At 71.2% G+C, this 21,501-nt stretch carries 21 protein-coding genes; 6 read left to right on the plus strand and 15 right to left on the minus strand.

Features of this window, described 5'->3' with window-relative positions; translation table 11 throughout:
• Position 1 precedes the first annotated feature (1 nt).
• Positions 2-925 (plus strand): AEC family transporter, encoded by a 924-nt coding sequence (locus MWM08_RS18975; protein ID WP_244408067.1) that lies wholly within the window; start codon positions 2-4, stop codon positions 923-925.
• Between the two features lie 38 nt (positions 926-963).
• On the opposite strand, the gene rsmA is transcribed toward MWM08_RS18975, so the two are convergent.
• The 7 genes from rsmA to MWM08_RS19010 all read right to left on the minus strand — a co-directional run bounded on the left by rsmA (position 964) and on the right by MWM08_RS19010 (position 10,362).
• Positions 964-1,806 (minus strand): 16S rRNA (adenine(1518)-N(6)/adenine(1519)-N(6))-dimethyltransferase RsmA, encoded by an 843-nt coding sequence (gene rsmA / locus MWM08_RS18980; RefSeq protein ID WP_244408068.1) that lies wholly within the window; start codon positions 1,804-1,806, stop codon positions 964-966.
• A gap of 144 nt (positions 1,807-1,950) precedes the next feature.
• Positions 1,951-3,288 (minus strand): peptidylprolyl isomerase, encoded by a 1,338-nt coding sequence (locus MWM08_RS18985; RefSeq protein ID WP_244408069.1) that lies wholly within the window; start codon positions 3,286-3,288, stop codon positions 1,951-1,953.
• A gap of 162 nt (positions 3,289-3,450) precedes the next feature.
• Positions 3,451-5,718 (minus strand): LPS-assembly protein LptD, encoded by a 2,268-nt coding sequence (locus tag MWM08_RS18990; protein ID WP_244408070.1) that lies wholly within the window; start codon positions 5,716-5,718, stop codon positions 3,451-3,453.
• On the minus strand, positions 5,718-6,842 hold the full coding sequence (lptG, locus tag MWM08_RS18995) for an LPS export ABC transporter permease LptG (protein WP_244408071.1): 1,125 nt from the start codon (positions 6,840-6,842) through the stop codon (positions 5,718-5,720). Before lptG ends, MWM08_RS18990 begins: the two co-directional genes overlap by 1 nt.
• Positions 6,839-7,990, minus strand: coding sequence for an LPS export ABC transporter permease LptF (gene lptF, locus MWM08_RS19000; RefSeq protein WP_244408072.1), 1,152 nt, complete (start codon positions 7,988-7,990; stop codon positions 6,839-6,841). The genes lptG and lptF overlap by 4 nt, the downstream gene beginning before the upstream one ends.
• Before the next feature lie 51 nt (positions 7,991-8,041).
• Positions 8,042-8,935 carry a glycosyltransferase gene (locus MWM08_RS19005; protein ID WP_244408073.1) on the minus strand — a complete coding sequence of 298 codons (894 nt, stop codon included), beginning with the start codon at positions 8,933-8,935 and terminating at the stop codon, positions 8,042-8,044.
• Positions 8,936-8,946: 11 nt separating this feature from the next.
• A complete protein-coding gene (locus tag MWM08_RS19010) occupies positions 8,947-10,362 on the minus strand; it encodes an FAD-binding oxidoreductase (protein WP_244408074.1) in 1,416 nt (471 codons plus the stop codon).
• A gap of 121 nt (positions 10,363-10,483) precedes the next feature.
• On the opposite strand from MWM08_RS19010, the gene MWM08_RS19015 reads away from it, so the two are divergent.
• Positions 10,484-10,894, plus strand: coding sequence for a hypothetical protein (locus tag MWM08_RS19015; protein ID WP_244408075.1), 411 nt, complete (start codon positions 10,484-10,486; stop codon positions 10,892-10,894).
• Between the two features lie 14 nt (positions 10,895-10,908).
• Here the strand turns inward: MWM08_RS19015 and MWM08_RS19020 are convergent, their stop codons facing one another.
• Genes MWM08_RS19020 through MWM08_RS19035 form a run of 4 tightly spaced genes read right to left on the minus strand, consistent with a single transcriptional unit; the run spans position 10,909 to position 13,572 of the window.
• Positions 10,909-11,232, minus strand: a complete 324-nt coding sequence (locus MWM08_RS19020) for a hypothetical protein (RefSeq protein ID WP_244408076.1) — start codon at positions 11,230-11,232, stop codon at positions 10,909-10,911.
• Entirely contained in the window at positions 11,229-12,497 is a 1,269-nt protein-coding gene (locus MWM08_RS19025) for a Coenzyme F420 hydrogenase/dehydrogenase, beta subunit C-terminal domain (protein ID WP_244408077.1), read from the minus strand. The genes MWM08_RS19020 and MWM08_RS19025 overlap by 4 nt, the downstream gene beginning before the upstream one ends.
• Complete coding sequence (locus MWM08_RS19030) at positions 12,494-13,018, minus strand: chromate transporter (protein ID WP_244408079.1); 525 nt, start codon at positions 13,016-13,018, stop codon at positions 12,494-12,496. The genes MWM08_RS19025 and MWM08_RS19030 overlap by 4 nt, the downstream gene beginning before the upstream one ends.
• The gene (locus tag MWM08_RS19035) at positions 13,015-13,572 is read right to left on the minus strand and encodes a chromate transporter (protein ID WP_244408081.1); all 558 of its coding nucleotides are present in this window, start codon (positions 13,570-13,572) and stop codon (positions 13,015-13,017) included. Before MWM08_RS19035 ends, MWM08_RS19030 begins: the two co-directional genes overlap by 4 nt.
• A gap of 153 nt (positions 13,573-13,725) precedes the next feature.
• Between MWM08_RS19035 and MWM08_RS19040 the strand changes: the two genes are divergently transcribed.
• A complete protein-coding gene (locus MWM08_RS19040) occupies positions 13,726-14,703 on the plus strand; it encodes a Bug family tripartite tricarboxylate transporter substrate binding protein (RefSeq protein ID WP_244408083.1) in 978 nt (325 codons plus the stop codon).
• 294 nt (positions 14,704-14,997) lie between these two features.
• On the opposite strand, the gene MWM08_RS19045 is transcribed toward MWM08_RS19040, so the two are convergent.
• From MWM08_RS19045 to MWM08_RS19055, 3 genes are all read right to left on the minus strand, one after another.
• The gene (locus tag MWM08_RS19045; RefSeq protein WP_244408085.1) at positions 14,998-15,474 is read right to left on the minus strand and encodes an RES family NAD+ phosphorylase; all 477 of its coding nucleotides are present in this window, start codon (positions 15,472-15,474) and stop codon (positions 14,998-15,000) included.
• Entirely contained in the window at positions 15,471-15,902 is a 432-nt protein-coding gene (locus MWM08_RS19050) for an antitoxin Xre/MbcA/ParS toxin-binding domain-containing protein (RefSeq protein WP_244408087.1), read from the minus strand. The genes MWM08_RS19045 and MWM08_RS19050 overlap by 4 nt, the downstream gene beginning before the upstream one ends.
• 152 nt (positions 15,903-16,054) lie before the next feature.
• The gene (locus MWM08_RS19055; protein WP_244408089.1) at positions 16,055-17,641 is read right to left on the minus strand and encodes an ABC transporter substrate-binding protein; all 1,587 of its coding nucleotides are present in this window, start codon (positions 17,639-17,641) and stop codon (positions 16,055-16,057) included.
• A gap of 245 nt (positions 17,642-17,886) precedes the next feature.
• On the opposite strand from MWM08_RS19055, the gene MWM08_RS19060 reads away from it, so the two are divergent.
• From MWM08_RS19060 to mltG, 3 genes are all read left to right on the plus strand, one after another.
• Positions 17,887-18,126, plus strand: coding sequence for an acyl carrier protein (locus tag MWM08_RS19060; protein WP_168040410.1), 240 nt, complete (start codon positions 17,887-17,889; stop codon positions 18,124-18,126).
• A 29-nt stretch (positions 18,127-18,155) separates the two neighbouring features.
• The gene (fabF, locus tag MWM08_RS19065) at positions 18,156-19,439 is read left to right on the plus strand and encodes a beta-ketoacyl-ACP synthase II (protein WP_255751355.1); all 1,284 of its coding nucleotides are present in this window, start codon (positions 18,156-18,158) and stop codon (positions 19,437-19,439) included.
• A gap of 252 nt (positions 19,440-19,691) precedes the next feature.
• Positions 19,692-20,654 (plus strand): endolytic transglycosylase MltG, encoded by a 963-nt coding sequence (gene mltG / locus MWM08_RS19070; protein WP_244408090.1) that lies wholly within the window; start codon positions 19,692-19,694, stop codon positions 20,652-20,654.
• A gap of 25 nt (positions 20,655-20,679) precedes the next feature.
• On the opposite strand, the gene MWM08_RS19075 is transcribed toward mltG, so the two are convergent.
• A complete protein-coding gene (locus MWM08_RS19075) occupies positions 20,680-21,495 on the minus strand; it encodes a YdcF family protein (RefSeq protein WP_244408091.1) in 816 nt (271 codons plus the stop codon).
• Positions 21,496-21,501: the final 6 nt, after the last annotated feature.

The raw sequence follows: 21,501 nt of genomic DNA on the forward strand, positions 1-21,501 counted from the left end.
CGTGGCGATCATCCTCGAGATCGTCGCGCCGGTCTTCGCCATCGTGGCGATGGGCTGGGCGGCGGCGGCCTGGAAATGGGTGGACGAGGCCGGCTTCCGCTCGCTGATCTGGTTCACCTTCACCATTGCGTCGCCGGCGCTGCTCTTCGCCGGCGGCACCTCGGGCAATGGCGGCGGCGGGCCGGCGGCGCTGGCCTTCTTCCTGGCCGCGCTGGTGGTCTACGGCGCGGCGATGTGGATCGCGCTGCGGCAGCTTTCACTCAACCTGGCGGAGGCCGGGTTGTTCGCCCTGAACTGCACCTTCGGCAACACGGTGATGATGGGCATTCCGCTCACCGCCGCGGCCTATGGGCAGGCCGGCGTTGCGGTGCTGCTGGCGCTGATCGCGCTGCATTCCATGGTGCTGCTGAGCCTGGGCACCATCGTCGCGGAATTCGGCATCCATCGCCACGCACCGCTCGGGCGCGTGGTGCGCGCCACGCTGGGGGGCGTGCTGCGCAACCCGATCGTGATGTCGGTGGTGGTGGCCCTTGCCTGGAGCACGCTGGCGCTGCCGGTGCCATCGGCGTTGCGGCGCACGCTGGAACTGCTGGGGGCATCGAGCCCGCCGCTGGCGCTGTTCTGCCTGGGCGGGTCGCTCGCGTCGTTCAGGCTGGCCGGGTCGATGCGCGACGTGGCCTGGGCGCTGGTGTTGAAGCTGGCGGTTTTGCCGCTGCTGGTCTGGGGGTTGTGCATCGCCTTCGCGCTGGGGCCGCTCGAGACGGCCGTTGCGGTGACGACGGCGGCGCTACCGACCGGAGCGAATGCCTTCATGCTGGCGCGGCGCTATGCGGTGGGGGCGGAGCGCTCGGGTGCGACGGTGCTGGTTTCGACCGTGATCTCGGTGTTCACGGTCGCGGCCGTGCTGGCCTGGTTCCGGGGGTAGCGCCGCGGGCGGCGGTTACCCCGCGCCGCGGGCGGTGATCATCCCGCGCCGCGCGCGGCGACCAGCCGCGCGAGCCGATCGAATTCCGCCACCGTCAGCGTCTCCGCCCGCCGGGCGCCATCGATGCCGGCGGCTTCCAGCAACGCCGCCGCATCGCCCAGCGACTTCAGCGCGCCGCGCAGCATCTTGCGGCGCTGGCCGAAGGCGGCCGCCGTGGTGCGTTCCATGGCCGCGAACAGCGCGCCGCCGGGGTCCTCCGCATGCGGCGTGAAGCCCACCACCGCCGACCACACCTTGGGCGGCGGGCTGAAAGCACCCGGCGGCAGGCGCAGCAGCAGCTCGCAGCGGCAGCGCCACTGCGCCAGCACGGCCAGCCGCCCATAGGCCGGCGTATCCGGGGCGGCACAGATGCGTTCCGCCACTTCCTGCTGGAACATCAGGGTCATGCCCTCAATCGCGGCAGCGCCGCGCAACCAGCCGACCAGCAGCGGCGAGGCCACGTTGTAGGGCAGGTTCGCGATGATGCGCCGCGGCGCGGGCAGCAGCGCTGCCGCGTCGATGCGCAGCGCATCGGCCTCGATCACGCGCAGGCGGCCGGGATACGCCGCTTCCAGCTCCGCCAGCGCCGCCACCGCGCGGCGGTCGAGCTCGACCGCCACCACCTGCGCCGCCGGGCTCGCGAGCAGCGCGCGGGTCAGGCCGCCCGGCCCCGGGCCGACCTCGATCACATGCCGCCCTGACAGGTCCCCCGCCAGCCCGGCGATGCGTGCACACACCGCGGGGTCGAGCAGGAAATGCTGCCCCAGCGCCTTGCGTGCATCGAGCCCATGGCGCGCGATGGTCTCGCGCAGGCTGGGCAGGTCCGGGGCGTCCGGTGGCATGGCGGGGATGGCGCGCGGCGGGCGCGCCTGCGGGGCCCTAGAGCAGCAGATCCCGATCAGACGGACCCATCTGATCGGGTGAAGGTGCTCGCAACACCAAAAGACCAGAGCGCATGCCGTGAGCCCTTGCGAAGGTCATGCACTCTACCCGCGCCGCTGCGGCGGCTGCGCGGCGGCGGGCGGTTCGTTCGCCTGGTTGCGGATGTCGATCTGCGCGCGGCGCTGCAGGTCGCGCAGCACCTGGCGGGAGATCAGTTCCACGCGCTCGCGCAGCAGCCGGTCGCGCGCCTGCTCGGGCGTGAGTTCCGCCAGATTGCGGGTCTCGCGCGAGCAGACCGCGATGATCATGACGCCGTCGGGCGAGATGATCGGCTGCGTCGGGCGGCCCAGCGGCAGGGTCGCGAGCAGTTCGCGCAGTTCAGGCGGATTGATGGTGTCCTGGCGCACCGGGCCGGGGTCGGCGGGGCGCGAACCGCCGCGCGCGGCGGCTTCCACCGCATCGCAGTTGCGCGCGGTCTCGGACAGGCGCTGCCCCGCCTCGACCTGGCGGAGCTGCTGCGCGGTGGGCGCAGCCGGGTTCACCTGGCCCTCGAAGGGGAAGAAGGCCTGGCGGATCGAGATCATGGTCGCCATGTCCCGGCCCGCCGTGCGCTTCTGCCGCAGTTGCGCGATCACGAAGCCGCCGGGCACGCGGATCGGGTTGGAGACGGCGCCCTCGGGCATCTGGCGCACCACAGCGGCGACTTCGGGGTCGAGCCGTTCGGGCTGCGTCCAGCCAAGGTCCCCGCCGAGCAGCGCGGTCTGCGACTGGCTGAACTGCGTGGCCACCATCGGGAAGGGCGCGCCCTGGCGCAGCCGCGCGATCACGTCGTCCACGAAGCGCCGGACCTCGGCCTCCTGCGCGGGGTTCGAGATCGGGATGTAGATCTCGCTGACAAGGAATTCAGGCTGGCCGGTGCGGGCACGCGCCGAGTTCACGTATTCGTCAATCTCCGCCTGGGAGATCTGCGCCTGGTTGCCGAGTTGCCCGCGCAGCAGCCGGTTCCAGCCGATCTGCGCGCGGATCTGGTCGTACAGCACGCGCGGGTCGATTCCCGCGCGGCGCAGGTTGTCGCGCAGGCCGCCGGGGGGCAGCCCGTTGCGGTTCTCGATCTCGCCCACCGCGCCGGCGATGTCGGCATCGGTCACCGGGATGCGCCGGCGGGCCACTTCCTGGGTACGCAGGCGTTCATCCACCAGCAGGCGCAGGATCTGGTCGTTGGCGCGGCCGGGCGTCTCCCCGGTCATGCCGGCGGTGAGGGCGAGCAGCCGGCGGCGGGAGGCGACCTCCTGTGCGGTGATCACGTCTCCGTTGACCACGGCGGCGACGCGGTTGGCCTGGGCGAGCGCGGGCGCGGCCGGCAGGGATAGGCCGATCGCCAGCACCGCGGCCAGAATGGCGCGGGCGTGGGGCCGGGCGGTGCGGGGCGTCGCGGCTGTCATGGCAGGGCCTTCATACGACCCGCGGCCAGCGCGGGGAAGCTTTGCGGCGCGCCGGGGCGGCGCGCGGCGTCATACCGACGGTGGCGATGCGTCACGCGTCGACGGGCGCAGCCGCCACGCCACGCCTGCGTGCGGATACGTCCGGCGAAGCCAACTGCAGTGTCAGATCGCCCGGAAGCCGACATCGCCGATGGTCTTGAGGCCGATCCGGAACAACAGCACCGTGTTTGCCGGATAGAGGTTGTTGGTCGACGGGTCCTCGGCGAAGCGCTTGAGGAAGCGGGCTTCGAACAGGAAGCACTCGTCCTCGTAGGCAACCGAGGCGGTGACCACGACCGGGCGATTGATCTCGATGTCGTAGCGGGCGAAGCCGCCGATCCGCCAGTTGCCCCATTGCTGGGTGGCCCCGAAGGCGACTTCGTTTCGATCTTGGAAGGGTGTCAGGTAGGGCACGGCGGGCGTGTACAGGTAGCCCGCAGTCAGCGTCGTGCGGCTGGGCAGGCTGATGTTGGTCGTGAGGTCGGTGGCGCGCAGGTCGCCGTTTTCCTGACCGAAGCGCCCGCGGCCGAGGAATTCGAGCCACGGCACCGGCATGACGCGCGCCCGCGCGACGTAGTCCGAGGCCCGGTTCTCGACGCCGCTGCCGGCGTAGAAGGGCCCGCCATCCTGCTGCGTGCGGTACGATGCGCCTGCCAAGCCCTCGACCAGCCCGCCATTGGGGAAATACCAGGCGGCGCGCAGCGCGTAGTCCACGCGGGTGCCGCCTTCCTGGCGGTCCCGGCCATAGAAGCGGTTCAGGTTGAACAGCGTGGCGTCGGTGAACTCGAAGTCGATGCTGTCCTCGTTCGGCACGCTGGACTGGCTGCCGGTGAGCGGCCCACCGACAAACTGCAGGATAGGTTCGATGACCTGGTGGCCATAGGCGCCGGCCGGACGCACGAAGGGCATCCGCCAGGCGATCGCGGCGCGGATATTGGCGCGGGCGGCGGTGCCGTTATTCGCCGTGGTCGAGTTGTTCGGCGCGAGAGCGAGGTCCGTGAAGGCGTAGGACGCGACATCAGTTTGCGCGCGGAAGGTCCAGACGCCGCCCAGACGGTCGGTCATCGGCAGGTCGTAGCCGAGCCGGAAGGCACCGCGCTGCGTATTCGTCCCGCCGGAGCGGAACACCGCGAAATTCCACGTGTCGAAGGTGAAGGTCCCGCCCAGCGCATCCACCGGTGCCCGCCAATCGAGGTAGATGTTCGGCCCGACGGTCGGGATCAGACTGGTGTTGTCGGACGGGCGCAGGCCCTGGAAGATGCGCGCATCGACGCGGGCATAGGCGTCGGTGCCCCAGAAGCCCTCGGTATAGACGCTGGAATCGAGCCGCCGTCGCGCGCCGTAGCGGTAGATGCGCAGGTAGTCCTCGCTGGACGCGCGGTTGAAGTCGAAGCCGGCGCGCCAGTTCTCATCGAGCGAGAAGCGCCCGCGCGAGAAAATGTGCCCTGCCACGCCCTCGGGCGTTTCCTCGTCGCCATTCAGGTAGCCGAGCGAGCCTTCGGCCTCGATCTCGCCGAAGTTGAATCGGCGACGGTATTCGAGGCCGAGGTTGGGCACCTGGCGGGTCGCGAATTGCGGACGCAGCACCAGTTCCTGGCTCGGGTCGATCGCCCAGTAGTAGGGCGTCTCGACGAAGCCGCCGAGGAAGTTCGTGATGCCAAAGGTGGGGCTGAGGAAGCCCGATTGCCGCGGCGCATCGCCCGCCGGGTGCTGCAGGTAGGGCGTCCAGAAGGTCGGGATGCCGGCGAATTCCACCACCGCATCGCGGTAGCGCGCCTGGCGCCCGGTCTGGTCGAGCGTGGCGGAGCGCGCGCGCAACTGCCACAGCGGCGGCGCGAGCGGGTCATCCTCGCACGCATTGCACGACGAATAGACCACGCGCGAGAGGTCGAAGACCGACCCGCCGGTGCGCCGCGCGCTGTTCGCCGCCACGCGCCCGTTCTGCGCGAGCAGCCCGCGCAGGCCTTCGATCACGCCGTCGCGGAACTGGTTCTCGAGCACGACCGAGTCGGCGAAGATCACCTGGCCGTCGGCTTCGATCAGCTGGACATTGCCGCGCGCGGTGGCGACGCCGGTGTTGCGGTCGTAGGTGAATTCATCGGCGCGCACCACACGGTTGCCCTGCCAGGCCTCGACCCGGCCACGGGCTGTGACCAGGGCGCGGTTCTGGTCGTATTCGACTTCTTCGGCGGTGAAGGTGACGGGCGCGTCCTGCGCCGGGGCGGCCGCCGGGGCCGCGGGCGCGGCGGCCGGCTGGTCAGGGCGCACCGGCGCGATGTCCCGCGGTGCCACGATCGGCGGCAGCGCCCCCTGCTGCGCGACCGCAGGCGCCGCCGCGAGCGCGACGAGCGATGCGAGCAACGCCGCGCGGCGGGTCCCGGCCAGACGCATCAGCCATCCTCCAGATGCAGCAGCAGGGCGGTCGCGAGCAGGAAGCCCGCCCCCGCCGGCGCCCATGCCGCGAAGACAACCGGCAGTGTGCCGGCCTCGCCGAATTCGCCGGTGATCTTGTCGACGACGAACAGCGCGAAGCCGGCCGCCACCCCGCCGCCGATCATCTGCGCCACACCCCCGCGGCGCGAGGAGCGCATCGAGAACCCCGCCGCCAGCAGTGCCATCGCGGCCGCCAGCAGCGGCAGCGCCAACAGCGACTGGAAGTGCAGCCGGTGGCGCACGGCGGAGAAGCCCGCCTGTTCCAGCACCTGGATGAAATCCGGCAGCGCCCAGAAGGACAGCGTGTCGGGGCTGGCGAAGGAATCCTGGATCCGCGCGGGCGTGAGGTCGGTCGGGAATTCGAGACGCTCCGCCGGCGCGGGCAGGCGATCGGCGCCGAACACCACGGCATCCGATATCACCCAGCGGCCCGGCGCCATCACCGCCGAGGGGGCCTCGATCCGTGCGAGCGGGCGGTCATCGGCGGACAGGCGCCATAGGCTCACGTCATCAAGGCGGAAGGCCTCGCCCGGGCGCAGGTCGCGCGGCCCGACCGGTCGGCCGGACAGGATCGCGACCCCGCGCGGGTCGAGCCCCGCATCGGCCTGGCGCAGCCACAGCCGCCCGCCGGCCAGCGCCGAGATGCCGCTGGTGTTGCGCAGGAACTGCGAATCGAGCCGCTCGGCCCGCGCCAGCATGGCCGAGGACAAGGGCGAGATCGCCGCGGTCGCGACCACGCCCAGCATCACCGCGACCCCGACCGGCCCTGCCAGGAACCCCCAGGCCGAGACACCCGCGGCGCGCGCCACCACAAGCTCCGATGACCGCGTGAGGCGCCAGAACGCCACGATGCCGCCGAGCAGGATGGCAAACGGCAGGATCTGCATGGCGACGAAGGGCAGGCGCAGTGCCGCGATCTGGCTCACCAGCGCGAAGGTCGCGTCCTGGCGCGTGGCGGCGCGGCGCAACAGTTCGATCAGGTCGAACAGCGCGACCAGGCCGGCCAGGGCCGCCAGCATCGCGCCTGTCATCAGCGCGAAGCGCCGCGCGACGTACATCATCAGCGTGCGGGCGAAGGTCATGGCGCGGCCGGCACCGGCGGGGGTGCGGCGCGCGGCCAGCCGGGCGCACCGCCCAGCCACCAGGCGGCGACGATGCCCGGCAGCACGGTCTGCAGCCAGATCAGCGGCACCCAGGCATTGTCCCGCGCGGCGAGGTTACCGGCCGTCAGACCGAAGGCGAGCAGCCCGACCACCAGCCCGATGCCGACCGCGATGCGCAGCCCCCCGCCATGGCGGCGGAATTCGCCGGTCAGTGCCACCGCAAGCCCAACCAGCGCGAAGGACAGCGCGGTGAGCGGGCCGGACATGCGCTGGTGCGCCTCGGCGTAGTAGCGGCGCACCTCGCGGTCGCGCAGGGCTTCGTCGGGGTCGGGGTTCAGCAGTTCCGCGATGGAGCGTTCGCGCGAATCGCGCGAGCGCGACTCCTCGCCCCGTGTTGCGCGCGCGAGGTCGAGGCTGTTCTCGGTGAAGGACAGCGTGTTGAGCCGCAGCGGCGGCGTGCCGGGCGGCGCATTGGCCGGCGCGCGTTCCACCTGCTGGCGCACGCCGTTGAGCAGCGTCACACGCGGGGCCGCGCCGGTGGTGCTGATGCGCCCCTGTTCGGCCAGGATGGTGACCGGCGCGCCGGCATCGCGCTGGTCATGCACCAGGATGCCACGCAGCGTGCCGTCCGGGTCGCGGTAGCGCGCGTACACGGTCAGGTCGTTGCCCACCTGGCTGAACACGCCTTCCTGCAGCAGCACGCCGACCAGCTGGTTGCGGATCTCGAACTGCCATTGCCGGAAGGCGGTGTGGCTGATGGGCACCAGCCAGATGTTGAGCAGCACGCACAGCCCGGTCGCGATGGCCGCGAGCAGCACCGCCGGACGCGCAAGGCGCCATTGCGACAGCCCTGCCGCGCGCATCACCACCAGTTCGCGGTCGCCGGCCAGGCGCACATACACGAACAGCACCACGACGAAGGTCGTGATCGGCAGGATCACCGCGAAGAACGACGGCAGCATGAGCGAGGTGAGCTCGACGAACACCACGAGCGACAGCCCGCGGTCGAGCACCAGTTCGATGAAGCGCAGCGACTGCGTCAGCCACACGAGCGCCGCCAAGCCCACCGTGACGGCAAGGAGGGCGAGGGCGAGTTGGCGGAACAGGTAGCGATCGATCCGGGTCATGGGGCGGCGCAAGCTAGAGGTTTGTCGCCGGGGCCGGAAGCCTTGGGCATGTTACGCCCGCCCGGAGCGCAGCCAGGCCAGGGTTCCCGCCAGCCCGGCCAGGTCCTCGAGCGCCTTCGCGCCGCGAAACGTGAGGGCATGGCCCAACGCGCGCCCGGCATGGTGCAGCAGGCGTGCCGGCGCATCCTGCCCGCCATGGCGTTCCAGGTATATCTGTCGCGAGCGCGCCATGTGGAAAGCCTTCCGCGCGCGGATTCGCAGCGATGGCGCGGAGGACCGCCCGCCAGCATGCGCCACCACCGCGCCAGGCACGTAAACCACCGCGCGGCCCATGGCGCGCGCGGCGTCGCAAATCATGTCGTCCTCGTAGAACAGGAAGATCGATTCGTCGAAGCGCAGCCCATCGGCGCGGCGCAGCAGCATTGCCGCACCCGAGGCGAAGTCGACACAGGCCGGGCCCTCCGGCCAGGGCTCGGCGGCGCGTTTGCGCGGCAGCAGGCGGCGTCGGCGCTGGGAGGCATCGTAGGACCGCACGCGCGAACCGTCCTCGTTCACGATCGCGGGGGCGAGGATCGCAGCATCGGCCCAGGCCTCGGCGGCGGCGAGCAGCGTGTCGAGCGCGCCGGCGCGCAGGCGCGCATCGGGGTTCAGCAGCAGGATGAAGTCCGTTGCGGCGGCATCGATGCCGGCGTTACAGCCGGCGCCGAAGCCCCGGTTGACCGTGTTGCGGATGACCCGTGCCCGCGGCGCCGCGGCAGCGACGCGCTCGGGCGTGTCGTCACCGCCGGCGTTGTCCACCACCACCAGGTCCAGGCCCTGCGGCAGAGCATCGAGGAAGTCCGCGATGGTGTCGGCGCTGCGATGAGTCACGGTCACCACGGTCACGCGCGCGGGGCTGCCGCCCTGCGCCGCGGCGCCAGCCGGGCCGGGGGCGGCGTCGCGCACGGCGCCGTGATTCAGGGCAGCACCTTGCCGGGGTTCATCACGCCCGCGGGATCGAGCGCGGCCTTGATGCGCTGCATGGTCGCGAGTTCAGCCCCGCCGCGCCAGGCCTCCATCATGTCGGTCTTGAGGCGCCCGATCCCGTGTTCGGCGCTGAAGGAGCCATCGAGGTCGCGCACAACGTCGTTCACCGTGTCCATGATGTCGTGGCTGCGCGCGAGGAAGGCCTCGGGGTCCATGCCCACTGGCTGTTCGAGGTTCATGTGGATGTTGCCATCGCCCATGTGTCCGAAGGGAACGGGGCGGATGCCGGGAATCAGCGATTCGCAGGCGGCCGACGCACGGCGGATCAACTCCGGCACCTTCGAGACCGGCACCGAGACGTCGTTCTTGACGCTGGCCCCTTCCTTGCGCTGCGCCTCGGGGTGTTCCTCGCGGATGCGCCAGATCGCCTGGCGCCTGGCCTCGCTGCCGCCGACCACAGCGTCGAGCACCTCGCCCGATTCCATCGCGGCCCCCAGGACCTGCTCCGCCAGGCCCTGCAGGTCGGCATCGGCGCGGGTCGAGGCGAGGTCGACCAGGATGTAGTGATCCGCGCGCTCGGCGACGGGCAGCGTGACACCGGGGATGTGTTTCACCGCGAAGTCGACGCCGAGGCCCGACATGTATTCGAAGGCGCGGATCGCCGTTTCGTCCACGTCGCGGAAGCGGCGGAACACCGACAGCGCGGCGGCTTCGTCCCGCACCGAGCAGAACAGGACTTCGTTCACCCGCGGGCGCGCGAACAGGCGCAGCGTGGCGGCGGTGATGATGCCGAGCGTGCCCTCAGCCCCCACGAACAGGTGGCGCAGCGCGTAGCCGGTATTGTCCTTGCGCAGGCGCCGCAGGCCGGACCAGACCTGCCCGTCGGGCAGCACCACTTCCAGGCCGAGCATGAGTTCGCGCGCATTGCCGTAGCGCACGGTGGTGTTGCCGCCGGCATTGGTCGACAGGATGCCGCCGATCATCGCCGTGCCCTCGCCGCCGAAGGACAGCGGGAACAGGCAGCCGGCATCGGCCGCGGCATCCTGCGCGGTCTTCACCACAACGCCGGCTTCGGCGGTCATGGTCATGTCGATCGGGTCAAGGTCGCGGATGCGGTTGAGCCGCGCGAGCGAGAGCACGACCGAACGGCCATTCCCCTCCGGCGTGGCGCCGCCGACCATCGAGGTATTGCCGCCCTGCGGCACGATGGCGATGCGCGCTTCGGCGCAGATGCGCACGCAGTCCGCCACCTGCTGGGTGTTCGCCGGGCGCAGCACGGCCATCGCCGCGCCGCGGTACAGTCCGCGCCAGTCGGACAGCGCGGGTGCGATGTCGGACGGGTCGGTCAGCAGGCCGGCGGGGCCGAGCAGGGTGGCGAGGGCGTCGGGCAGGGCGGGGTTGAGCATGGCGGGGCGGAAATTCCCTGTCCGCTGCCTCGGGGTCAAGCAATGGGCGAAGAATCGTGCTGGACCACAAGGCGAACGCGGTACGATCCTGCGCGCCAACAGGCCGGGACCATGCAACGGGATGCTGGATTCGATCGCCTTTCAGAATGCCGAGAAGCGGATCGAGAAGATCGAAGCAGGCTTGCACCGGCAGTCTGGCTGGAACCCCGAGCGGGATACACAGCTCCCGGCCCTGGCGGAGGAGGCGGCGCGCCTGCGCCAGCAACTCGCCGAGGCGCGAACGGTCTGGGATGGCTCGCCCGAGCGTCGGAACACTCGCGTCGTCGGGCTGATGTTTGGGCTTTGCGGCCTGACGGCGGCGGCGTTCGGCGCCTTCGGTCTCGTTGGCCCATTGATCGGTACAGCGCTGGGCTTCGCGCTCGGTGGCGTGCTGCTGGTCCGAAAACGCCTGAAGGTCCTGGACGACGCGATGCTCGACCTGGAACGCCGAGTCTACGTCACCGTCGAAGTCGTGCAGCGCGACGCAGCTTAGGCGCGCGAGGTTTGTCAGCCGCCGCCGCCCATCCTCGCAAACACCTGCCGGTCGCGGTTCTCCTGCATCAGCATCGTCAGGCTCGGGAACTTGCCGAAGCCCAGGCCCTGGGGCGGGCCGCCCTCGGGGTCGGGCTCGATCTTGCCGTAGGGTTCGGACGACAGCTTCTCCCACTTCCCCGCGGGCTTCTTCGCTTCAATGGTCACGACCGTCGCCTTGAGCAGCATGCGCACGATCGCCTCCTTGGGCGAGGACGGCTTGGTCAGGCAGGGGTTGCCGCCGATCATCGTCCAGCCATTGGCGAGCGCCCAGGCGGTCAGCGCGTCCTTGTCCATCATGGGCGTGGTCCTTCCGTTGTCGCGGCCTTCTGCGCGCGGACCGGCGGCGGTGCAAGGCTCTCGCGCGCCTCCTCCGGGCCGGGCTTCAGGCCGTAGCGCTCCACCAGCGCCCAGACATGGCGCGGGATCATGTTGCGCATCATCCCGGGCTTCTGGCGGCGCAGGTGCAGCACGGTCTCGATCGCCTTCATCTCGACGCGCGCGCGGGCGAATTCCAGGCCGCGCGGGCCGATGCGCGGCTGCAGCCAGGCGACGATCGGGCGCGCCCAGTTGGGCATGCGCCGTAGCGGCAGGCCGCCGGCGGCGCGTTCGGTATTCGCCATGAAGCCGCGCACCGCGGCGGTGCGGCGGCCGGAATCGCGCGGGGATTCCACCAGAACCTCGTCACCCAGCAGCGAGAGCAGCGCCTCGCCGCGCGCATTGCGCACGATCAGCCATTGCGCGCCGGTGCCGCCCATGTAGCCCACGGTGATGTCGGCCAGCACGTTGGTGTAGTCGACGCAGGTGCGACACGTCAGCGGGAAGAAATCCCCGGGCAGGTCGGCCAGCGGCAGCAGCAGGAACGGGATCTCGCGCTTGCGGCCGTCGTCGTGGCGGATCTCCACATGGTAGTCGGCGCGGAATTCCAGGTAGGTGACGGTCGCGGGCGACGGGTCCACCAGGGCGAGGAACTTGTGGAAGTTCTCGGTGGTCGTGTTGTCGGAACAGGGCGTACCGATGACGAAGATGTCCTCGAAGCCGAGGCGGTCTTCCAGCGCGCGCAGCGCGTAGACCTGGCATGGAATGCCGACCACGGCGATGCGCTTGTGCCCAGCCGCCGCCGCCGGTTCCAGCAAGGCCAGCAGCGGCGCGTAGCCCATGCGCATGCCGCGGCACTGCGCCAGGTGCTCCGGCTTCGTTACCAGCACCGGGACGGGCTTCCAGCGGTCGTCCGGGTCGGGCGCCATGGTCAGCACGGCGGTCACCGCGCCGCTCTCGAGCAGCCGTTCCGCGATGCGCGTGGTGATGCCGGTCCATTGCGCGCCCGAGGCCGGGCGCTTCAGCGCGGCGCGCACCATGCGGCGGAAGGGGCCGAAATAGGCCTCGTCCGGGCGCGCCGGGTCGCGCGTGCGGCCATGCACGCGCGCCTCCAGCGCCGGGTAGTCGGGCTTGATGAACTGGCAGGCCACGCCGCAGGCCCTGGCATCCGCCATGCGGGAGACGCCGCAATCGGTGCACAGCCCGCGCGGTTCGGCCTCGCGCAGCGGTGGCGCCGTGAGGCTCACAGGAAGGCGAGCCCGATGATCGCACCCGCGCCCAGCACCCAGAGCGGCGAGAAATCGGTCCGCCACACGAATACCGCCGAGGCCGCCGTGACCACCGCCGGCAGCCACCCGGTCGCGGTCCCCTGCGCCAGGATCAATCCCGACGCGCCGATCAGCCCGACCGCGATCGGCACCAGCCCGCGCTCGACCACGCGCAGCCAGAAGCGCCCCGACAGGCGCGCGCGCAGGCGGGAGAAGCCGAAGGCCATGAACGAGGTCGGCAGCGTCATCGCGAGCGTTGCCGTGAGCATCCCGAGCACGCCGCCGACATGCCAGCCGAACAGCCCCACCACCAGCACGTTCGGCCCGGGTGCTGCCTGCGCGAGCGCGAATCGACGGGCGAAATCGGCATCGCTCATCCAGCCATGCACATCCACCACCAGGCGGTGCATCTCGGGCAGCACGGCGATGCCGCCGCCCACCGAGACCAGGGATATGGCGCCGAAGCCCAGCACCAATTGCCAGAAGATCGTGGCCGTCATTTCGCGCGCAGCACCTGCCAGGCGGCCGCGATCCCGAAAGGCGCGAGACCCAGCACCACATAGGGCAGCGGCACGCGCAGCAGCCCCGCCGCCACCAGCGCGCAGAGCCCGACCGCCAGCAGCGTGGGCGGCGGCTTGAGCTTCTGCGTCATCTTCGCCGCGGTGCCCAACACCATGCCCGCCGCGGCCGCGGCCACGCCGGCCAGCACAGCCTTGACCACCTGCACCTCGCCATAGGCGTCGTAGAACATCGCCAGCCCCGCCAGGAGGATCAGCGGCCCGCCAAACATTGCGACGGGTGCCGCGATGGCGCCCGCCGTGCCGTGGAAGCGGTCGCCGACCATGATCGCGGCGTTCAGCGCGTTCGGCCCTGGAAGCACCTGCCCCAGGCCAAGCGTCTCGGCGTATTCCTGGTCGGTCAACCAGCGCTTTTCCTCGACCAGCACGCGGCGCGCCCAGGCATTGATGCCACCGAAGCCGATCAGCCCGATGCGGCCATAGGTGAGAAACATGTCGAGCAGGGTCGGGACGGGGCGCGGCGGATCGTCGGTCATGCCCACACAGGGGACGCGCTCCGCCGCGCCGGATCAATCCCCCGCGCGCGCAGCACCGGCTCGGGAAACATTCACAACGCCCTCACGGACGCGCTAGACCACGCGACGCACAGGTGCCGGACCGAACCGGCCGCACACGGAGAAGTCTTCGCGATGACCCACCGCCGCACGCTGATCGGCGCCCTTGCCGCCGCCCCCGCCCTCGCCGCCCTGCCGGCCGCGGCGCAGGACGGTCCCTTCCCGAACCGGCCGATCCGCATCCTGCTCGCCTTCGCGCCGGGCGGCGGCACCGACCTGATCGCGCGCACCCTGGCCGCACCGATGCAGGGCGTGCTGGGCCAGCCGGTGGTGGTGGAAAACCGCCCCGGCGCCGGCGGCAACATCGCGACCGAGGCCGCGGCCAGTGCGCGCCCCGACGGCTACACCATCCTGATGGGCAACCACGGGCCCATGAGCGTGAACGTTTCGCTGTTCCGCAACATGCGCGTGGACCCGGAGCGTGCACTCGAACCGATCGGCCTGGTGGCGGATGCGCCGCTGGTGGTGGTGGTCGGCCCGAAATCCCGCGCGCAGACCCTGACCGAACTGCTCGCGGAGATCCGCGCCGGCAATGGCGGCACCACCTACGGCAGCGCGTCCAACGGTTCGGCGAGCCACCTGGCGGCGGCGCTGATGCTGCAGATGTCGGGGCTGACGGCCGAGCACGTGCCCTTCCGCGGCGCAGGCCCCGCGCTGACCGACGTCGTGGCGGGCCACCTCCACTTCATGGTCACCACCCTGCCCTCCGTGGTCGGGCTGCTGAACGGCGGCCAGCTGCGCCCCATCGCGGTGACCGGCGAGGCGCGCATGGCGGTGCTGCCCAACGTGCCCACCGTCGCCGAGACCATCCCGGGCTACAAGGCGACCGCCTGGTACGGGCTGCTGGTGCCGCGCGGCACGCCGGCGCCGGTCAAGGAACGCCTGTTCGTCGCGATGCGCCAGGCGCTGTCCGACCCCGAGGTGATCCGCCGCCTGCGCGACGAGGGGGCCGAGCCCTCGACGATGGACGGCGAGGCCTTCGCACGCCTGATCCGCTGGGAGCGCGAGCGCTGGGCGCCAGTGATCCGCCAGGCCAACATCACCGTGGATTGAGTCTTTTTTCGCCCTCAGGCGCCGGGCGCCGGCATCCGCCGGCCTGGCTTGCGCGCCGAGCACTGGTGCGCAGGGGGCAGCTGATGGTCTGGGCGCGGTCGCGCCGTGCGCTCCCGGATCGCTGCGCGATCCGAGGCTTTGTTTGCCCTCAGGCGCCGGGCGTCGGCATACGGTGGCTTGGCTTGCGCGCCGTGCACTGGTGCGCAGGGGGCGGCTGATGGTCTGGGCGCGGTCGCGCCCTGCGCTCCCGGATCGCTGCGCGATCCGTTGCGGGTTGCGCGGGAACGGCAGGCCTTATCCGAACAACCGACGGTCCCACCACACCGGGCGTGGCAGGTCGTGCTCGATGCGCGAGAAATCCGCGTGGTCGGGGTTGATCACGACGTTCTCCTCCATCCGCGCCACCACCGATGGCACCAGCAGGACGGCGGAGCGTCCGTGCCGACGCCAGGCCGCACCCCAGGCCTGTGCCTCGGCTTCGTCCGCCGCGGCCCAGCCGGGGGCCATGGCGGGGTCGAAGGCCTCGTAGCTCACACCGGGCGGGACGCGGATCCGCACCGCGTGCTGGTTCGGCGGCAGCCGGCCCGCGCCATGCGCGAGCTTCTCGAGCATCGCGGTCGAATAGTTGCGCGCGGCGTAGATCACCGGCCCATCGGCCCGGTTCCAGCGCCCGGGGGCGAGTGCGGATCCGGTCGCGTCGAAGATCGGGAAGCGGCCCTGCGGATCCCCGATGCGCCAGCAGTCGAGGATGCGGTCGAGCCGCTGCGTCACGCCGCCGTGCCGTACGCCAGCCGGCCGAGGATGCGTTCCACGATGCGCGCGCCGATGTCGGTCTCGATCGCGACATCGAGCGGCGTGCGGTCCTCGAGCATCGGGTGGCGGCGGCGCAGGAAGTCGCGCGCCTCGGCATCGCTGCCCCAGGCCTCGCGCGCCAGCGCGAAGACGCGGGCGACGCGGGCGATGCGGGCACTCTCCTCCGGCGACAGGCGCGCGGGCCGCGCCTTGGCACGCCGCGCCAGCGTGGCCTTGGGCACGAAGGCATAGCGCAGCGCGTCCTCGTCCGGCGCGACGGCGCGCATCAGGCGATCCAGTGCGGCGATCGGCAGCCCGGCCGCCACGCGTTCGGCGAGCGCGAGCGGACGGCCCGGCGGCGGTGCCAGGCCCAAAAGCGCGGTATCGTCGGCAAGGGCAAAGGACATGGGGGTGCTCCAGATGAGACGAAAGATGGTCTCACCTGGAGCGGAATGCAAGCGTGGCTTATGGGCCGTGCGACCTGCGTATCGGCCCGTTCACGCACGCGGCGACCACCGCAGCGCGGACTGCGGCGGACGGCGCAGCCGCGACACCCGCGTCAGGTCTTGCGCACGTTCCAGAAGAACGGCACCGGGCTGGGCACGATGTCCACCACGTTGCGGCGGAACGCGGTCGGCTGCCACATCTGCCCGACCGTGACATAGGGCACCACCTCGAAGGCGCGCTTCTGCATCTCGACCGCGATGCGCATCTGGTCCGCTGGCGTCGCGGCCGCGAGGAACTGGTCGCGCAGCGCCTCGAGCGGCGCATCGGTCGGCCATCCGGCCCAGGCGTTCGCACCGTGGGTGCGCAGCGGCGCATGCAGAGCGGGGTTCGCGAGGTCCGGCCCCACCCACCAGGTATGGAAGATGGACCAGCCGCCCTGCGCAGGCGCGTTGCGATTTCCGCGACGCGTCAGCACGCTGCCCCAATCCGTCGCGACCAATTCCACGTTCATGCCAAGGCGCCGCAGCAGGTCGTGCGTGACCAGCGACTGCGCGTGGTTCGCCGGAATGTCGGTCGGGCTGATGATGACGACCGGTTCGTTGGCATAGCCGGCTTCGCGCAGCATGGCGCGGGCTCGGTCGAGGTTGCCGCCGATCGCCTCGACCCCCTCGGTGCTGGCCAGCGGCGTGCCGCAGGCGAAGAAGGCCTTGCACTCGCGGAAGTAGCGGTCGTTGCCCACCACGGCCTGGAGGTAGTCGGCCTGGCTCACGGCCATCTGGACCGCCCGGCGAATGGCCGGGTTGTTGAAGGGCGCGTGCAGATGGTTGAAGCGCAGCATCAGGATGGAGCCGACCGGGTCGATCTGCTCGATGCGGATGTCGCGCGAACGGGCCATCAGCGGCAGCAGGTCGAAGGCGGGCTGTTCGTACCAGTCGACCTCGCCGGTCTGCAGCGCCGCCGCCGCCGTGGCCGGGTCGGGGATGATGCGCCATTCGACGCGGTCGATGTTCACCCGCTTGCCGCCGGCGGCCGACGACGCCGGTTCGTTGCGCGGCACGTAGCCGGCGAACTTCTCGTAGACCGCCTGGCTGCCGGGCACCCACTGGTCGCGCACGAATCGGAAGGGGCCGGAGCCGACCGCCTCGGGCACCGGGGTGTTCGGATCGAGGCTCGCGTGCCGCTGGTGCATGATGAAGGGCACCTGCGAGGACAGCTTGCCGATCGCGTCGATCAGCAGCGGGAAGGGCCGCGACAGCGTGATGCGGAAGGTTCGGTCATCGACCGCGGTCATGTCCGCCACCGCGGCCATCAGGGTCTGGCCGAAGCTGTCGCGTGCGCCCCAGCGGCGCAGCGAGGGGATGACGTCCTGCGCGCGGACCGGTTCGTTGTCGTGAAAGCGCAGGCCTTCGCGCAGGCGAAAGGTCCAGACCAGGTCGGTGCCCGAACCCTCCCAGGATTCGACCATCTGCGGGCGGATGCGGAACTCGGCATCGGTCGCGAACAGCGTGTCGTAGACCATGTAGCCGTGGTTGCGCACGATGTAGCCCGTGGTCCCCACCGGGTCGATCGACGCCAGGTTGGAATGCGGGATGAAGCGCAGCGCGTTGCGGGCTGCACCCTGCGCGAGGGCGGGGGCGGCAAGCCCGGCCGGCAGCAGCGCGGCGGTGCCGGCGGCGAGGACGGAACGGCGGGTGGTCATGGTCCGGGAGCCTCCTTGTTCTGGTGTTGCCGGATGGCTACATGCGGCCGCCCCGGCGCCTGGGCAAGCGGCGGCGGGACCCCGCCCCTTGACCGGGGAGGCCATGAGCGCCTAGGCCCCGCGGCGCTTCCATGATAAGCGCCGGGCTCCGCGGGGGGCCGGGGCGCGAGTCCGGCCCGGCCGGGCGGAGCGCAGACGGCATTCAGGCACGGGCCAGGCCCGGCAGAACGGAGAGAGTAAACGCGATGAGCGACACCGCCGAGAAGGTGAAGAAGATCGTCGTCGAGCACCTCGGCGTCGAGGAGGCGAAGGTGACCCCGGAAGCCTCGTTCATCGACGACCTGGGCGCCGACAGCCTCGACACGGTCGAGCTGGTCATGGCCTTCGAGGAGGCCTTCGGCGTCGAGATCCCGGACGATGCGGCGGAAAAGATCACCACCGTGAAGGACGCGATCGACTACATCGAGAAGCAGAAGGGCGAGTAACGCCCAGACTTGGTTGGGGGGTAGCGCGCGTGTTCCAGAACGGTTTCCAGCCGCGACGGGTTGTCGTGACCGGCATGGGCATCGCCTGCCCGCTCGGCCTCGGGGTCGAGCATGTCTGGACGCGGATGCTGGCCGGACAGTCCGGCATCGGCAGCATCCAGTCCTTCGATACTTCCGCCCTGCCGGCGCGCATCGCGGGGCAGATCCCCGCGGGCGTGCGGGCCGAGGGCGGGCTCGACATCAACGAATGGATCCCAATCAAGGATCAGAAGAAGATGGACCGCTTCATCCAGTTCGCGCTGGTTGCGGCGGGCGAGGCGGTCGAGGATTCCGGCTGGGTGCCGCCGGACGAGGAAAGCCGCTGCCGCACCGGGGTGATGATCGGATCGGGCATCGGCGGGCTCGAGACCATCCACGAAGCGGCGATGCTGGCGGTGAACGGGAAGTCGAAGCGCATCTCGCCCTTCTTCATTCCGTCCGCACTGATCAACCTCGCTTCCGGCCAGGTATCGATCAAGTACGGCTTCAAGGGTCCGAACCATTCCGTGGTGACCGCCTGCGCCACCGGCGTGCATGCGCTGGGCGACGCGGCGCGCCTGATCGCGCTGGGCGATGCCGACGTGATGGTGGCCGGCGGTGCGGAAGCCGCCGTGTGCGAACTGGGTGTCGCCGGCTTCTGCGCTGCGCGCGCGCTGTCCACCGGCTTCAACGACACGCCCACCGCGGCATCGCGCCCCTGGGACGAGGGCCGCGACGGCTTCGTCATGGGCGAGGGTGCCGGAGTGCTGGTGCTCGAGGAATTCGAACACGCCAAGGCGCGCGGGGCCAAGATCTACGCCGAGGTGATCGGTTACGGCATGTCGGGTGATGCCTACCACATCACCGCCCCGGCCGAGGGCCACGAGGGCGCCTTCCGCGCCATGAAGGCCGCGCTGGCCTCGGCGAAGGTCACGCCGGCCGAGGTGCAGTACGTGAACGCGCACGGCACTTCGACCCCGCTCGGCGACGACCTGGAGTTGGAAGCCGTGGAGCGCCTGTGGGGCGATGCGGCGAAGGGCCTGGCGATGTCCTCCACCAAGTCGGCGGTGGGGCACCTGCTGGGCGCGGCGGGCGCGGTGGAGGGGATCTTCTCGATCCTCGCGATCCGCGACAATGTTGCCCCGCCCACGCTGAACCTGGAGAAGCCTTCGCGCGAGAGTGCCATCGACCGCGTGGCGCTGCAGGCGCAGCCGCGGAAGATCGACGTGGCGCTGTCGAATTCCTTCGGGTTCGGCGGTACCAACGCCAGCATCGTGTTCAGGGCTGCGCCCTGAGTTTTTGCGCCACCCTCAGGCGGCGGGCGCCGGCCATCCGGCCGGCTTGCCTTCGCGCCACGCACTGGCGCGCCCGGGGCGACTGATGCTCCGGGCGCGGTCACGCAGGCACGCCCCCGGATCGCCGCACGCCGCGACCCGTCTCGTGTCGGTCCCGCATGACCTTCCACGCGCCCTTTTTCCCGCGGTCCAGGGGGCCGTAGCCCCCTGGCGGGGAGGTCCGGAGGGGCGGTGCCCCTCCGGTGCGCGCGCATGAAGCGCTTGATCACGCTCGTGCTGATGCTGGCCGTCCTCGCCGGCGGTGCCGGCTTCGCCTGGCACACCTACACGGCCCCCGGCCCGCTCGCCGAGCCCACCCAGGTCGTCATCCCGCGCGGCGGCACCGAACGCATCGCCGGCGCGCTGCTCGAACGTGGCGTGATCCGCGACCCTCGCGCCTTCGCCCTCGCCGCCTGGCTGACCCGCGGCGACGGCCCGTTGCGCGCGGCCGAATTCGCCTTCCCCGTCGGTGCGTCGCTCGATGAGGTGCTGCGCATCCTGCGCGAGGCGCGCCCCGTGCAGCGCCGCCTGACCATCGCCGAGGGCCTGACCGCCCACCAGATCCGCGCCCTGCTCGAGCGCACCGAGGGCCTGACGGGCGAGGCCCCCGCCTTCGCCGAGGGCGACATCCTGCCCGAGACCTACGCCTTCGAATGGGGCGAGACCCGTGCCGCCATCATCCGCCGCGCCGATGCCGCGATGGACCGCGCCCTGACGGAGGCCTGGGCCGCGCGCGCGCCCGACCTGCCGCTGGCCTCGGCGCGCGAGGCGCTGGTGCTGGCGTCGATCGTCGAGCGCGAGACGGGCAAGCCAGAGGAACGCGCGCGCGTCGCCGGCGTGTTCGTCAACCGCCTGCGGCGCGGCATGCCGCTGCAATCCGATCCGACCGTGGCCTATGCCGCGACGGCTGGCGCGCCGATGGACCGCCCGATCAGCCGGGCCGACCTCGACCGCGAGCACCCTTTCAACACCTACCGCATCCGCGGCCTGCCGCCGGGGCCGATCGCGAGTCCCGGGCGCGCCGCGCTGCAGGCCGTCACGCGCCCCGAAGCGACCGACTTCCTCTACTTCGTGGCCGATGGCACGGGCGGGCATGCCTTCTCCCGCACGCTCGAGGAGCACAACCGCGCGGTGGCTCGCTGGCGCGAGATCGAGCGCCAGCGCGGCGCGCGCTGATCGGCGAGACGGAACGTCGCCCTGATCAGCGCGACGGCGCCTCGCGCGCCGGCAGCACGCTGTCCGTGCGCCCCATCAGCCGGTACGCCACCAGGCCGATCCACTCCCGGAAGGCCCATTCGAACTGGCCAAGCCGTTCGGGGAAGGGCGCGTCGTACCAGGATTGCCAGGTGGTGCCGGTGCGGTAGTTGACCGGCCAGGGCACGATGCCGCGCCAGCCAGCCGCGCGGAACACCGCGACTGACCGTGGCATATGCGATGCGGACGTCACCAGCAGCCAGGTCTGGTCCGGGCGCGGGTTGAGCAGCCGGTAGGTCAGGACCGCGTTCTCGTGCGTGTTGCGCGCCGCATCCTCATAGACGACACGATCGGGTGGGATGCCCATGGCGGTCCAAAGCTCGCGCGCGACATCGGCCTCGGTCATCGCGCCATGCACGAAGGACCCCTGCCCGCCGCTGAAGACCAGGCGGGCGTTCGGGTAGCGGCGCGCCAGGATCACGCCTTCCGTCATGCGTTCGGCCGCGCCGTTCAGCGACGGGATGCGGCGCGCCTCGGTGATGTTCTGGTCCACCGCGCCGCCCAGCACAATGATGCCGTCCACATGCGCGGGCGCTTCTGCAGGCCGCGCGAAGCGGTTCTCGAGCGGCAGCAACATCCACTGGTGCACCGGTGTCGCGACCAGCATCAGGAAGAAGCCGAGGCTCGCGAGGATCAACCACCGGCCCAATCGCCGCCCGCGCCAGACCATGACCAGCCCGACGAACCCGACGATCAGGGCGAAGTGGCCCGGGCGCGCGGGGAACCAGAGGATCTTGGAGAGCGCGAAAAGAAAGTCCTGCATGGCCGT

The organism is Roseomonas fluvialis, assembly GCF_022846615.1.
GTDB classification, from domain to species: domain Bacteria; phylum Pseudomonadota; class Alphaproteobacteria; order Acetobacterales; family Acetobacteraceae; genus Neoroseomonas; species Neoroseomonas fluvialis.

What these genes read in the sequence shown, in the direction of transcription:
- rsmA (WP_244408068.1), bottom strand. Translation starts at nt 1,806, where the DNA reads ATGCCACCGGACGCCCCGGACCTGCCCAGCCTGCGCGAGACCATCGCG.
- MWM08_RS18985 (WP_244408069.1), bottom strand. Translation starts at nt 3,288, where the DNA reads ATGACAGCCGCGACGCCCCGCACCGCCCGGCCCCACGCCCGCGCCATT.
- MWM08_RS18990 (WP_244408070.1), bottom strand. Translation starts at nt 5,718, where the DNA reads ATGCGTCTGGCCGGGACCCGCCGCGCGGCGTTGCTCGCATCGCTCGTC.
- lptG (WP_244408071.1), bottom strand. Translation starts at nt 6,842, where the DNA reads ATGACCTTCGCCCGCACGCTGATGATGTACGTCGCGCGGCGCTTCGCG.
- lptF (WP_244408072.1), bottom strand. Translation starts at nt 7,990, where the DNA reads ATGACCCGGATCGATCGCTACCTGTTCCGCCAACTCGCCCTCGCCCTC.
- MWM08_RS19010 (WP_244408074.1), bottom strand. Translation starts at nt 10,362, where the DNA reads ATGCTCAACCCCGCCCTGCCCGACGCCCTCGCCACCCTGCTCGGCCCC.
- MWM08_RS19015 (WP_244408075.1), top strand. Translation starts at nt 10,484, where the DNA reads ATGCTGGATTCGATCGCCTTTCAGAATGCCGAGAAGCGGATCGAGAAG.
- MWM08_RS19020 (WP_244408076.1), bottom strand. Translation starts at nt 11,232, where the DNA reads ATGATGGACAAGGACGCGCTGACCGCCTGGGCGCTCGCCAATGGCTGG.
- MWM08_RS19030 (WP_244408079.1), bottom strand. Translation starts at nt 13,018, where the DNA reads ATGACGGCCACGATCTTCTGGCAATTGGTGCTGGGCTTCGGCGCCATA.
- MWM08_RS19035 (WP_244408081.1), bottom strand. Translation starts at nt 13,572, where the DNA reads ATGACCGACGATCCGCCGCGCCCCGTCCCGACCCTGCTCGACATGTTT.
- MWM08_RS19040 (WP_244408083.1), top strand. Translation starts at nt 13,726, where the DNA reads ATGACCCACCGCCGCACGCTGATCGGCGCCCTTGCCGCCGCCCCCGCC.
- MWM08_RS19050 (WP_244408087.1), bottom strand. Translation starts at nt 15,902, where the DNA reads ATGTCCTTTGCCCTTGCCGACGATACCGCGCTTTTGGGCCTGGCACCG.
- MWM08_RS19055 (WP_244408089.1), bottom strand. Translation starts at nt 17,641, where the DNA reads ATGACCACCCGCCGTTCCGTCCTCGCCGCCGGCACCGCCGCGCTGCTG.
- MWM08_RS19060 (WP_168040410.1), top strand. Translation starts at nt 17,887, where the DNA reads ATGAGCGACACCGCCGAGAAGGTGAAGAAGATCGTCGTCGAGCACCTC.
- mltG (WP_244408090.1), top strand. Translation starts at nt 19,692, where the DNA reads ATGAAGCGCTTGATCACGCTCGTGCTGATGCTGGCCGTCCTCGCCGGC.
- MWM08_RS19075 (WP_244408091.1), bottom strand. Translation starts at nt 21,495, where the DNA reads ATGCAGGACTTTCTTTTCGCGCTCTCCAAGATCCTCTGGTTCCCCGCG.